The sequence below is a fragment of the Pseudorhodobacter ferrugineus DSM 5888 genome (assembly GCF_000420745.1).
In the GTDB taxonomy this organism is placed as follows: domain Bacteria; phylum Pseudomonadota; class Alphaproteobacteria; order Rhodobacterales; family Rhodobacteraceae; genus Pseudorhodobacter; species Pseudorhodobacter ferrugineus.
Map to the genome: position 1 here is coordinate 1 of NZ_ATVN01000014.1, position 12,924 is coordinate 12,924.

Sequence of the window (12,924 nt, forward strand, 5' to 3'; positions counted from 1 at the left end):
TGCCGTTCAGTGCCTCTGGCGGTGCATTGCTCTTCCACCTTCTGAGCAAGCTGTATGAACGCACCAGCGTCATCATCACCACCAACCTGAGCTTCAGCGAATGGGCCAGCGTGTTCGGCGATGCCAAGATGACCACCGCACTGCTCGATCGTCTTACCCATCGCTGCCACATCCTCGAGACTGGCAATGACAGCTACCGCTTCAAGGCCAGCTCCGAAACAGCGAAGAAAAAGCGAAAGGAGGCAACAGCATTGACGCCATCATGACATAGAGAACATAACTAATGGGTGGGTCAAATCGCGGTGACAATGCCGGGTCAGTTCTCAGTGACAATCAACAACGAGTTACTCAGATTGCCAGCGGCACGGACATCAGGGTGATTTCTTGCGCGAGCTGAACGCTTCCGCAGATCGCGCGTCTGCTGGTGCGCCCAGCGTCTGGTTCCTGGACGAAATCGATTCTTTTCATAGGCGTGGTCAGTCTGTTTCCGGATACATGATCGGCGTCATCAATGGCCTTCTCACGCTGCTCGACAAGCTATCCGCCACGGAAGGCGTCATTCTCATCGCGGCCACCAATGACGTCGACCGAGTCGACACGGCCGTTATACGCGCGGGGCGGTACGATCGGCATATCCCTGTCTATCCGCCGGACCGGGGTGGAGTACGGGTTCTTCTCTCCTCTGCGCTGACGGACACGATCACGGAAGATCATCTGGATCGCCTGGCGGACCAGATGATGGGGCGGACCGGTGCTGAACTCGTGGCGCTCGTGCGGGACGCCCGGACCCGGGCCCGGTCGGAGGGAAAGCCCTTCTCCGCCGAGCACGTTCAGGCGGCGGCGGATGCCGTCCAGCCACCACTCGCACCCGATCTCATGTGGCGGATCTGCCTCCACGAAGCCGGCCATCTTGTGGCCGGGGCCGTGTTCGGGCTGCCCGCCGCTACCTCGGCGCGCGTGACCCCGACCGGAGGCGAGGTGGTGCGACCAGCCATCCCCAGCCTGACACGCGACAGCCTGCGCGCATTTCAGTGCGCAGTTCTTTCGGGGCGCGCCGCCGAGGAGGTTGTGCTGGGGGATATTTCCAGCGGTGGTGGAACCGGGGCAAACAGTGACCTGGCGCAAGCCACCAAGCTCGCCCTAGAGGCCGAATGCGGCTTGGGTTTCGGCCCAACGCTGACCTGGGTTCCACCGGAAACCCCGTATTCGCTGATCCCGGAACCGATGCGCCAGAGGATCGAAGCCTCCCTTCAGGCGGCCCAGACCGAGGCGCGCGCCGCGATGGACCGGCACCGGCCCTCAATCGAGAGGATTGCGGCGGTCCTGTCCGAGCGGCGGCAACTGGATACGGCCCAGATCACCGAACTGCTGACGGGGATTCAGGTGGAACCCGGCCGCACTGATGCCCCGGTCCCGGCCGGGGCGGAGTGAACATCACGATCAGCCGCAGGGGCGCACCCCCTGCGGCCCAAGTTAACATTTGGCTCGGGTACCGGAGGATAGGCCGATGCAGATCAAGATACGCCCGAGGCTGAACGCTGAAATGGTCGACGAAGCCCGCCGCCTTGGGCTCGACCTGTTCCGCATCGTGGACGAAGCCTCGATCCGGGAAATCGAGGCAGAATGTCTCCGGCTCAAGGCGGACCGGGGCGGGAACCGCGAAGGCTGTGCCGGATCCAGCACGGCGGAGACGTAGCACGACACGCTCTCGCCACGGCCGCTCGCATTCATCGACGACCGGGCCCGGTTCTACCATTCACGCAACGTGACGCAGCCGGATTTTTCCATTATATCTCAACTAGGAGATCATCATGTTGGACGTGTTCAAGAACCGAGCTGCGGCCAAAGCCCGCTCCCGCGAAAGGGACGAAGAGCGCCTGCGCCGGGGTGAGGTTACGCCATCCCAGCTCCAGCAGGAAAATCTCGTGTTCCGTGGGTTCAAGAAGGGAGAGATCGGCCTACCGGCGAAATATATGCAGAAGATCAAGCAACGGTCCAAGGACAAGGACGATAGTTAGACGATCGTCACAAGGTGACCAGTTCCGCCAGTTTTTCAGCCACCGCCGCCATCGATTCCTCAGCAGTGCTGAGTCCACTTCTTGACGCAAGCAGTGGGCTCACTTTGCGCAGCGCATCATAGGTGGTCTGGTGCACGATCGGGACGAGCCGTTCGCCCGCAAGCATGGCCGACAACTCTTTGTCGGCGATACCTTCAGACGGGAGCCGCCTCAGCAGCGCGGGCGTCACCAACACGATACCGATCCGGGAATTCGCGAGCCCTTTGTCGATGGCTCGCATCAGCGGCACGCCCAAGCCCACGTCCTTTTCGCTAAACCAGACCTTTACCCCCTTCTGCTCGAGAAGATCGTGGAGCTCCTTCGCCGCTCCCTGCCGATCGTCCCAGGCGTGGCACAAGAATACGTCGCGTAAGTCCTGTGTAGAGCGCGCTTCAACGCTTTCGCGGATGGGCGTCAGGGAACGAACTTGAAGATCGGTATACACAACGGTCGAGTCTGAGCGAGACCACCTAGGCTTGGCGGAACCACCGGTTCTCGCCGAACTACTTGACGCCACCGCAATGCGTGTTGTTCCCGAATAATCTCTGGATGTGTACGATCCGTAACTACTATATCCCGAAGAACGGCCGTAGCGCCCCCGGCATGCTGGACAATTAGCGGCCGCTGCGGCTGAACGGTGACCTTCTCGAGGTGCGGTGCATCTGGCCATAGTCAGGTCCTTACAATCACGAACAAGAACAAAGTGATCGTCGGTTCACCTTGCCCACGGGGGCCTTCTGTCCCGCGTCACTGTAATCCGCAGCGGTCTGAGATCGGCCAGCCCAGAAAAAGTTAGCTACCAGCCGATCTCTGCTTTCGTTCCACCCCGGAAAAATTTTGCCCCGAATGGGAGGATTTATCCCCCCAATCGGGAGGAACTATCCCCCCAGGGACAACAGCTTTAAGTCGATATCAGCTACAGCCGCTTGTCCCGCCGCAGGTGTTGCACTTCATGCAGGTGCCGTTGCGGACCAGCGTGTAGTTACCGCATTCGCCGCAAGCCTCGCCTTCATAGCCCTGCATTTTGGCCTTGACCCGTGCATCCATCGCGACGGCCACCGAACCACTGGTAATCACTGTAGTGGCGCTGGTCGCTGATTGCGCGGTTTGCGGAACCAGCGTGTTCAGAACCGAAACAGGGTCCATCCCCGCCGCCAAGGCCGCAGCCCCGACGCCACCTTGCAGCACCGTCAGTTCCTGCGGCAACCGCTTGCGCAGATAGCCGGTGGACGAGATTTGACGCAGCACTTCCAAGCCACGGCTTGTGGCCGCATCGTTCATCGGGCTGATGTTCAGCTTGCCTTCGCCAACCCCACCGCCAAGATCGTCGAACGACGCGCCCAGCGGTTTCACATGCGCCAGATCGGTGCGGTCAAGGTAAGACACGGCCAATTCGCGGAAGATATAGTCAAGGATCGACGTTGCATTCTTGATGCTGTCATTGCCCTGCACCATGCCGGCGGGTTCAAACTTGGTAAAGGTGAACGCCTCGACAAATTCTTCCAACGGCACGCCGTATTGCAGGCCCACCGACACCGCGATGGCAAAGTTGTTCATCATGGCGCGGAAGCCCGCACCTTCCTTGTGCATGTCGATGAAAATCTCGCCCAACTGGCCGTCTTTGTATTCGCCTGTGCGCAGGTACACCTTATGCCCGCCCACAACCGCCTTTTGGGTATAGCCCTTGCGGCGCTCTGGCAGCTTTTCACGGTGGGATTTGATGATTTCCTTGATGATCACCTTTTCCACGATCTTTTCAGCCAAAACGATGGCCTTTTCCTGATCGGACCCGTTGATCAAGATCTCTTCAGCCTCGTCATCATCTTCAACCAGCGCCGATGCCAACGGCTGCGAGAGCTTGGACCCGTCACGGTACAGCGCGTTCGCCTTGATGCCCAAGGAATGCGACAGCTCATAGGCCGCCAGCGTTTCGGGGATCGTAGCCGAGTTTGGCATGTTGATCGTCTTGGAAATCGCACCCGAGATGAACGACTGTGCCGCTGCCATCATGTGAATGTGGCTTGCAACCGACAAGTAACGCTTGCCCTTGCGACCGCAGGCATTCGCGCAATCGAACACGCTGTAATGTTCCGTCTTCAGGAACGGCGCGCCTTCCAGCGTCATGGTGCCGCAAATATGCTCGTTCGCCTGTTCCACTTGGGTTTTGGTAAACCCAAGGTGACGCAGCAAATCAAACGTCGGATCGGCCAGCTTTTCAGCCGGAATGCCCAGCGTGCCTTTGCAGAAATCCTCGCCCAGCGTCCATTGGTTGAACACAAAGCGGATATCGAATGCCGAGGCCAGCGCGCCTTCGACCTTTTCAATCTCACGTGGGCCAAAACCGTGACCGACCAAGCTGGTGTGGTTGATGCCAGGACAATTGCCCAACGAGCCGTGACCCACCGCATAGGCGACAATCTCGGAAATCTGGGCCGAACCATAACCCAGCTTTTCCAGCGCCGCAGGCACCGACTGGTTGATGATCTTGAAATACCCACCACCGGCCAATTTCTTGAATTTCACCAGCGCAAAGTCAGGCTCGATACCCGTAGTGTCGCAATCCATCACCAAACCGATGGTGCCGGTTGGCGCAATAACGGTGGTCTGCGCGTTGCGGAACCCGTGCTTTTCGCCCAAGGCCAAGGCCTCATCCCACGCGCCTTTTGCAAGGGAAACAAGGGTTTCGTCCGGGCAATTCACCTGATCCAACGCTACAGGATCGACGTTCACCCCGACATATTCGCCCGACGCATGGGCCGCCGCACGGTGGTTGCGAATAACCCGCAGCATGTGGTCGCGGTTGCGGGCAAAGCCCGAAAACGCACCCAATTCGCCCGCCATCTCAGCCGAAGTCGCATAGGACACGCCTGTCATCAACGCGGTCAAGGCACCGCACAATGCGCGGCCTTCATCGCTGTCATACCCAAAGCCCATGTTCATCAGCAAACCGCCAATGTTGGCATAGCCAAGGCCCAGCGTGCGGAAATCATACGACCGCTGTGCGATTTCTTGGGACGGGAACTGCGCCATCATCACGCTGATTTCCAACGTCACTGTCCACAAGCGGGTCGCATGGATATAGGCCGCGCTGTCAAACTTGCCGTCCGTGTAAAACGTCAGCAGGTTCATCGAGGCAAGGTTACAGGCCGTATCGTCCAGGAACATATATTCCGAACACGGGTTCGACCCACGGATCGCGCCATCTTCGGGGCAAGTGTGCCATGCGTTCACGCTGTCATGAAACTGGATGCCCGGATCGGCACAGGCCCATGCGGCATGGCCAACTTGCGCCCACAAATCCCGCGCCTTGATGGTTTTGGAAACCGACCCGTCCTTGCGGTTGATCAGCTCCCAATTGCCGTCTTCCTTGATCGCGTTCAAAAACGCATCGGTCACACGGATAGAGTTGTTCGAGTTTTGGCCCGAAACCGACGAATACGCCTCAGAATCCCAATCGGTATCATAGGTCGGGAATTCAATGCTGGTGTGGCCCTGCTTGGCATAATCCAAAACGCGCTTGATATAGGTCTCGGGGATCGCGACTTTCTTCGCATCCTTGATCGCCGCCTTCAGGCCCACATTCGCAGTCGGCTCATAGGCACCTTCAGCCGACCCATCAAACGCCTTGATTGCCGCAAAAATCGCGTTCAGCTTTTGCTCGTGCATCTTGGAACCGGCCACGATGGAGGCCACCTTTTGCTCCTCGATGACCTTCCAGTTGATGAAATCTTCAATATCGGGGTGGTCCGCATCCACGATCACCATCTTGGCCGCGCGGCGCGTGGTGCCACCCGACTTAATCGCCCCCGCAGCGCGGTCACCGATTTTCAAAAAGCCCATCAGGCCCGACGACTTACCACCACCCGACAGCTTCTCCCCTGCCCCGCGCAGCGACGAAAAGTTGGTACCAGTGCCCGAGCCATACTTGAACAACCGCGCCTCACGCACCCACAGGTCCATGATCCCGCCATCGCCAACCAGATCATCCTTGACCGACTGGATAAAGCACGCATGCGGCTGCGGATGCTCATAGGCGCTGGACGATTTCGTCAGCTCGCCGGTCAGGTAATCCACGTAATAGTGACCCTGCGATGGGCCGTCGATGCCATAGGCCCAATGCAGGCCGGTGTTAAACCACTGCGGGCTGTTCGGCGCAGCCATCTGGTTGGCCAGCATGAACCGCATCTCGTCGTAATAGGCCTGCGCATCGGATTCGGCGGTGAAATAGCCGCCCTTCCAACCCCAATAGGTCCAAGCACCGGCCAAACGGTCAAACACTTGTTTGGCTGAAGTTTCGCCTACAATCTGTTGATCTTCGGGCAATTTTGCCAAAGCGGCCTCATCGGGGACTGACCGCCACAGGAATTCGGGCATGCCCTTTTCCTTGACCTTTTTCAGCCGCGCCGGAACGCCTGCTTTGCGGAAATATTTCTGTGCCAAAACGTCTGACGCGACTTGGCTCCAGCCCGCTGGCACTTCTACCGCGTCATTGCGAAACACAATCTTGCCGTCTGGATTGCGAATTTCTGATACCGTTGTGGTAAAATCCATCGCGCCATAGGCACCCGTGGCTTGCGCCGTGAATTTCCGCTCGATTTTCATACTGCCCCGTCTCCGACTTGTTGCAGGCGTCCAGCGCCTGATGGTTTCGCAAATAATAGCCATACCGTCCGCGCCAATCCTTACGGAAAAGGCGCGCCAAACCCTCCAAAAGGTTCTTGGCAATTGGGCAGGTGCCCTATGGCTGATTGTCTCGGCGCACCACCATATCTAGTGTATATCGGCAGCACTCGGACAAACTGTCGTAATTCTCAGGCTGGGGCAACGGAAATTTTACAATTCTCCACAGATAAATTGCGCCCTGTGGGTCATTTTTATGTTGCGTAAGGATTCTCGATCAAACGATCAAAACAGCCAACGCTCAGGCCTTTTTACAAACAGACATATCCACAGCGCGCGAAAATCCGCCAATCCCTTTGTTTTCGGCCCCTTTACCACAAATAGCTCACATTAAGCTTTAATCGCGCCCCAGCCACTACATCTGGTGTTCAGGCAGAATCAATAAATCCGTGGCGCAGCATATCGGGTTTCGACTGTGGCGCAGCGGTTACGGTCACGCCCAATGTTGGATCGGCTTGGTATTTTGTCTGTGTGCAGAATCAACGCGCGCCCCGCCTGCACTCTGCCCCCAAACTGGCGCGTCTGGCGAAAACTTCCCCTTGCTGCACGCCGGCTCACCCGCCAAACCTTTGCCAATCGGGGCTTTGGCCCCACTACATATAGGGGGTATCCATGAGTCTCGTCTCTACACTTGCCAAAGTTGCCATCGGTGTCGCGATCGCCAAAGGCGTCAGCCATATGTCCCGGACCGAAACGGACAGTGCAGGCCGCAGCCATGCACCCTTGCCGAAACAATCGGGCGGGCTGGCCGATATGATGGGCGATCTGTTGGGCAACGGGTCCAGTACCAAAACCAGCAGCGCAGCTGGCAGGGCGTCAGGCGGCCTTGGTGGCCTAGTCGAACAACTCAGCACCCAAAGCGGCGCCAAACGCCCGACCAATAACCGCACCAGCCCCCCATCGGGACTCGATGATTTGCTGGGCGGTTTGGCTGGCGGCGCAGGCGGTCTTGGCGGCTTGCTCGGCGGGCTTACAGGAACGTCGCGCAACACGGCTGGTGGCACGGGCGGCGGTTTGGGTGATATGCTCGGCGGTCTTTTGGGTGGTGCTGCGGGTAGTGCGGCGGCTGGTGCAGCCGCAGGTGGCGGCATCGGCGGCTTGGGTGGCATGCTGACGGACATCATGGCGGGCAAACAACCCACCGCCGCCCCGAATGCCCAGCAAGAGGTCGCAGCCGCCCTTATGTTGAAAGCAATGGTCCAAGCCGCCAAATCCGATGGCAAACTGGACCAGACGGAAAAGCAAAAGCTAATGGACAGCCTCGGCGAGGCAACACCCGCAGAGATCGCTTTTGTGAACGATCTTTTGGCCCAACCCGTCGATATAAACGCGCTGGTTGATGCGGTGCCGCGCGGGCTTGAAGAACAGGTCTACCTTATGTCCCTCATGGCCATCGACCTTGATGCACAGGCCGAGGCACAGTATCTGCACGACCTTGCCACCGCCCTTGGGCTGAACCAGAATCTGGTCAACCAGATCCATGATCAGGCCGGCGCGCAGCGGCTTTACAGCTGATCCCACGGGTTTGGGGGGCCAAAACCGCCCCCCAAACCACAAAACTTTGCGCGCGCCATATTGAAACCGCGCGCCCCAACCCACACATGCACCGTATAATATAGCATCGCAGGGAGCGTCGCATGGGTCTGATTTCCACATTGTCAAAGGTCGCCTTGGGCGTTGTTATCGCCAAAAGCGTAGATCACGTGTCGCGCAATGGCATGCCCAAACTGGGCGCGGGCGGCATTGGTGGCATGTTGCAAAACCTTGGTGGCGGCTCTCGAGCCGATACAAACGCCCGCGCGCCACACTCAAACAATCTCGGCGGCATGTTGGGCAAAATAGGCGGCGCAGGTGCCTTGGGCGGCCTCCTTGGTTCCCCCACGCCGCCAGCCACGGCGCCCGCGGGCCTGAACCCCGTTTTCAACTCGGCCATCATCGGCACCGAAATCGCGGAACCCACCCGCGACCAAGAACTCGCCGCCGCCTTGATGCTGCGCGCGATGGTGCAGGCCGCTATGGCCGATGGCACGCTGGACGAAGGCGAACGCGCCAAGCTGATGCAGCACATGGACAACGCCACCGACGAAGAAATCGCCTTCGTCTCGGGCCTGATGGACCAACCCGTTGATATCGCAGCCCTCGCCGCCGATGTACCCGACGGGATGGAGGAACAGATCTACCTCCTCTCCCTCATGGCCATCGACCTCGATAGCCGCGCCGAGGCGCAATACCTGCACGACCTCGCCACCGCCCTTGCCCTCGCCAAACCCGTGGTAAACGATATCCACACACAGGCAGGCGTCCCCCTCCTTTACGCCTAAACACGTCCCTCCGCCCTTTTGTCACGAAAAGGGTGGAGCCTGCCCCGTATTTTGCGTAAATGGGTGCCAACATCACGTAAGACCACGGGGCGCAGGGCCAGCCATGACCAAAGACATCATCGCACGCTGCGAGGCCGCCGGCCTGCGCATGACCGAACAGCGCCGCATCGTCGCCCGCGTGATCGGTGCCGCCGACGATCACCCCGATGTCGAAGAGCTGTACGCCCGCGCCTCGGCCATTGATCCGCGCATTTCCATCGCGACCGTCTACCGCTCGGTCAAACTGTTCGAGGAGTCGGGCATCTTGGAACGCTTGGAGTTCGGCGATGGCCGCGCGCGGTACGAGGACGCCGAACGCGACCACCACGACCACCTGATCGACATGAATTCGGGCGAGGTCATCGAATTCGTCGACCCCGAGATCGAGGCGCTGCAAGACCGCATCGCTGCCCGCCTTGGCTACACGCTCAAAGGCCACAGGTTAGAGCTGTACGGCGTCCCTGTGAAAAAGCCAAAGGCATGAGCGGCACCAACTCTGACAGCGACAACACCCGTGCCAGCCTTTTGATGCTCGGCTCAATGGCGGCCTTCGCGTTTGAGGACGTCTTCCTCAAACGCGCAGCAACAGCCCTGCACCCCGGCCAAGTCATCGCGATGATCGGTTTCGCAGGCGCCTTGTGCTTTTGGGCCGTGGCCCGCAGCATGGGCCAACCCATCCTGACCCGCCGCGCGCTGACCGGCGCCGCCCTGATCCGGTCATTGTCCGAGGCGGGGGCAAGCATGCTCTACATCACCGCCCTCGCCCTCATCCCGCTGTCCATCAATGCGGCCTTGCTGCAAGCCTCGCCACTTGTCGTCACAATGGGCGCGGCTTTGTTCCTGCGCGAACCCGTGGGTTGGCGGCGCTGGTCGGCCATCCTCACAGGTTTTGCAGGCGTCCTAATAATCCTGCGCCCCGGCACTGACGGGTTCCAGGCCGCGGGCCTCCTCACCGTTGCTTGCGTCTTCATCCTCGCCGCGCGTGACCTTTCCACCCGCATGATGCCGCGTGACATCGGCACCTTCCAGCTCACCACTTGGGCCTATATTGCCCTTATCCCCGCAGGCCTTCTCCTTATGGCGCTGCGCCAAACCAAGCCCGCCGCTATCGACCCCAGCCAATGGTTCGACCTCACAGGCGCGCTCCTCACCGGCCTTGTCGGCTATTGGGCCGTCACCGCCGCCATGCGCGTGGGCGAGGTGTCGTTCGTCGCCCCCTTCCGCTATTCCCGCCTCGTCTTTGCCGCCATCCTCGCCGCCATCTTCTTTGGTGAACGCCCCGACATCTGGATGGTGATCGGCGCCTCCCTCATCATCGGCTCCGGCCTCTACACCTTTGCCCGCGAACGCCACCTGCGCCGCCGTACCCGTCTCGCCGCCCTTTCCAAAGTGCCTACCGCAAGGTAAACACCTCCAAACCCACAAAATACCGGAGTGCCCAATGTCCACAATCGTCGATATCCACGCCCGCGAAATCCTTGACAGCCGTGGCAACCCCACGGTCGAGGTTGATGTCTATCTTGAATCGGGCGACATGGGCCGCGCCGCCGTACCATCGGGCGCATCCACCGGCGCGCATGAAGCCGTGGAAAAGCGTGACGGCGACAAATCCCGCTACATGGGCAAAGGCGTTTTAGAGGCCGTGGCCGCCGTCAACGGTGAATTGGCCGAAGAACTCGTCGGCTTTGACGCGATGGAACAGGTTGCCATCGACCGCACCATGATCGAAATCGACGGCACCCCCAACAAGTCCCGCCTTGGCGCAAACGCTATTCTCGGCATCTCGCTTGCCGTGGCCAAGGCCGCTGCCGAGGCTTCGGGCCAGCCCCTGTTCCGCTATGTCGGCGGCACCTCTGCCCGCATGTTGCCCGTGCCCATGATGAACATCATCAACGGCGGCGAACATGCCGATAACCCGATCGACATCCAGGAATTCATGATCATGCCTGTGGCGGCCGAAAACATCCGTGACGCCGTGCGCATGGGGTCCGAAGTGTTCCACACGCTGAAAAAGGAACTCTCAAACGCAGGCCTCTCCACCGGCATCGGCGACGAAGGCGGCTTCGCACCAAATCTTAGCTCCACCCGCGATGCCCTTGATTTCATTCTGAAATCCATTGAAAAGGCAGGCTACCGCCCGGGCGAGGATATCATGCTCGCCCTCGATTGCGCCTCAACCGAATATTACAAAGGCGGCAAGTACGAAATGAAAGGCGAAGGCAAATCGCTGACCTCCGAAGAAAACGTCGACTACCTTGCCGCGCTGTGCGCCGTCTATCCGATCATCAGCATCGAAGACGGTATGGCCGAAGATGATTGGGCGGGCTGGAAAATGCTGACCGACAAGCTGGGCAAAAAGATCCAACTTGTCGGCGACGATCTGTTCGTGACCAACCCCGCCCGTCTGGCCCAAGGCATCGCCCAAGGCAGCGCCAATTCGATGCTGGTCAAGGTCAACCAAATCGGCACGCTGACCGAAACTTTGGCAGCCGTCGAAATGGCCCACCGCGCAGGCTTTACCAACGTCATGTCGCACCGTTCGGGCGAAACCGAGGATGCAACGATTGCCGACCTCGCCGTTGCCACCAATTGCGGCCAAATCAAAACCGGCTCGCTGGCGCGGTCTGACCGGTTGGCAAAATACAACCAGTTGATCCGGATCGAGGAAATGCTAGGCGAAACCGCCGAATTTGCAGGCCGCTCCATCCTGAAACGCTAAAACCTTTGGCCTTGGCGGGCAAACCACTGCCCGCCAAGCCTATCCCAGCCCCCCGCCTTCTTTCCGGCAAAAATATCCAAACCCACCCTTTGCCACAGGGCGCTGGCCCTTGCCATTCTGCGCCCTTCGCAAGCCCCGCAAATGTATCCGATACAACTTAGATCTGGCAGCCCGTGCCCCGCAGGGCTATGCCTGCCCAATGACCCAAAACACCCCCAAAAACGAAGACAGCCTGTCAGGCTTTTTCTACGCGCTCTCCGCCTATGTGCTTTGGGGGTTCCTACCGCTTTACATGAAGGCGCTGGCCCATGTTCCGCCAACCGAGGTGATCGCCCACCGCGTGCTGTGGTCCTTGCCCATCGCCGCCGTGGTCCTGCTGGCCCAAGGCCGCACCGCAGATCTGAAACGCGCCTTGCGCACGCCCTCAATGCTCGGCATGGCCGCGGTGGCCGCCATCCTGATCTCGGTCAATTGGGGCTTTTACATATGGGCCATCGGCGCAGGCCACGCGCTTGACGCGGCTTTGGGCTATTACATCAACCCCTTGTTCAGCATCCTGCTTGGGGCTTTCATTCTCAAAGAACGGCTTTCGCCTTTGCAAAAGGCCGCCGTTGCCCTTGCCGCCATCGCCGTGATCGTGCTGACCATCGGCGCAGGCCGCCTGCCCGTGGTCGCCCTTGCCCTGACGTTCAGTTGGGGCTTTTACGCCTATCTCAAAAAACAACTCCCCATCGGCCCGAACCAGGGCTTCACCCTCGAAGTCATCCTGCTCACCCCCTTCGCGCTGGGATATGTGATCTACGTCCAAACCACCGGTACCAGCCACTTCCTGCAAGGCACCGCGACTGACACTTGGCTCCTCTTGGGCTGCGGCGTGATTACAGCAATCCCGCTGATGCTCTATGCCAATGGCGCGAAACTCTTGCGGCTGTCGACCATCGGCATCATGCAATATATCGCACCAACGATGATTTTCCTAACGGCGGTGTTCATCTTCAACGAACCCTTCGGCATCCCCCGCATGATCGCCTTCCCGATGATCTGGGCCGCGCTGATCCTCTATTCCATCGCCATGTTCAGGGGCCGCGCGCGCAAAGCCTAGGGCCCG

The 12,924-nt window shown here is 59.6% G+C and carries 12 protein-coding genes and 1 pseudogene; 11 read left to right on the plus strand and 2 right to left on the minus strand.

Features of this window, described 5'->3' with window-relative positions; translation table 11 throughout:
- The 5 genes and pseudogenes from G560_RS0112680 to G560_RS19275 form a co-directional block, all read left to right on the plus strand.
- Window positions 1–266, plus strand: a 266-nt coding sequence (locus G560_RS0112680) for an ATP-binding protein (RefSeq protein ID WP_022704681.1), incomplete at its 5' end; no start/stop codon positions are given.
- Window positions 267–381: 115 nt separating this feature from the next.
- Window positions 382–627: pseudogene (locus G560_RS21710) on the plus strand (AAA family ATPase); the annotation flags it as partial.
- A 72-nt stretch (window positions 628–699) separates the two neighbouring features.
- A complete protein-coding gene (locus tag G560_RS0112690) occupies window positions 700–1,431 on the plus strand; it encodes an ATP-dependent metallopeptidase FtsH/Yme1/Tma family protein (RefSeq protein ID WP_338053578.1) in 732 nt (243 codons plus the stop codon).
- A 76-nt stretch (window positions 1,432–1,507) separates the two neighbouring features.
- Window positions 1,508–1,696 carry a hypothetical protein gene (locus tag G560_RS0112695; protein WP_022704684.1) on the plus strand — a complete coding sequence of 63 codons (189 nt, stop codon included), beginning with the start codon at window positions 1,508–1,510 and terminating at the stop codon, window positions 1,694–1,696.
- 115 nt (window positions 1,697–1,811) lie between these two features.
- Window positions 1,812–2,018 carry a hypothetical protein gene (locus G560_RS19275; RefSeq protein ID WP_022704685.1) on the plus strand — a complete coding sequence of 69 codons (207 nt, stop codon included), beginning with the start codon at window positions 1,812–1,814 and terminating at the stop codon, window positions 2,016–2,018.
- Window positions 2,019–2,025: 7 nt separating this feature from the next.
- On the opposite strand, the gene G560_RS0112705 is transcribed toward G560_RS19275, so the two are convergent.
- Window positions 2,026–2,502, minus strand: a complete 477-nt coding sequence (locus G560_RS0112705; protein WP_231575890.1) for a toll/interleukin-1 receptor domain-containing protein — start codon at window positions 2,500–2,502, stop codon at window positions 2,026–2,028.
- 467 nt (window positions 2,503–2,969) lie between these two features.
- Entirely contained in the window at window positions 2,970–6,659 is a 3,690-nt protein-coding gene (locus tag G560_RS0112710; RefSeq protein WP_022704687.1) for a vitamin B12-dependent ribonucleotide reductase, read from the minus strand.
- Window positions 6,660–7,349: 690 nt separating this feature from the next.
- Between G560_RS0112710 and G560_RS21640 the strand changes: the two genes are divergently transcribed.
- From G560_RS21640 to rarD, 6 genes are all read left to right on the plus strand, one after another.
- Window positions 7,350–8,252: a DUF533 domain-containing protein gene (locus G560_RS21640; RefSeq protein ID WP_022704688.1), complete on the plus strand. Its 903-nt coding sequence runs from the start codon at window positions 7,350–7,352 to the stop codon at window positions 8,250–8,252.
- A 122-nt stretch (window positions 8,253–8,374) separates the two neighbouring features.
- Window positions 8,375–9,058: a DUF533 domain-containing protein gene (locus G560_RS0112725; RefSeq protein ID WP_022704690.1), complete on the plus strand. Its 684-nt coding sequence runs from the start codon at window positions 8,375–8,377 to the stop codon at window positions 9,056–9,058.
- Between the two features lie 103 nt (window positions 9,059–9,161).
- Window positions 9,162–9,581 (plus strand): Fur family transcriptional regulator, encoded by a 420-nt coding sequence (locus G560_RS0112730; protein WP_022704691.1) that lies wholly within the window; start codon window positions 9,162–9,164, stop codon window positions 9,579–9,581.
- Window positions 9,578–10,504: a DMT family transporter gene (locus G560_RS0112735; RefSeq protein ID WP_022704692.1), complete on the plus strand. Its 927-nt coding sequence runs from the start codon at window positions 9,578–9,580 to the stop codon at window positions 10,502–10,504. Before G560_RS0112730 ends, G560_RS0112735 begins: the two co-directional genes overlap by 4 nt.
- Window positions 10,505–10,538: 34 nt before the next feature.
- Window positions 10,539–11,816, plus strand: a complete 1,278-nt coding sequence (eno, locus tag G560_RS0112740; RefSeq protein WP_022704693.1) for a phosphopyruvate hydratase — start codon at window positions 10,539–10,541, stop codon at window positions 11,814–11,816.
- A 199-nt stretch (window positions 11,817–12,015) separates the two neighbouring features.
- Entirely contained in the window at window positions 12,016–12,918 is a 903-nt protein-coding gene (rarD, locus tag G560_RS0112750) for an EamA family transporter RarD (RefSeq protein ID WP_022704694.1), read from the plus strand.
- Window positions 12,919–12,924 lie beyond the last annotated feature (6 nt).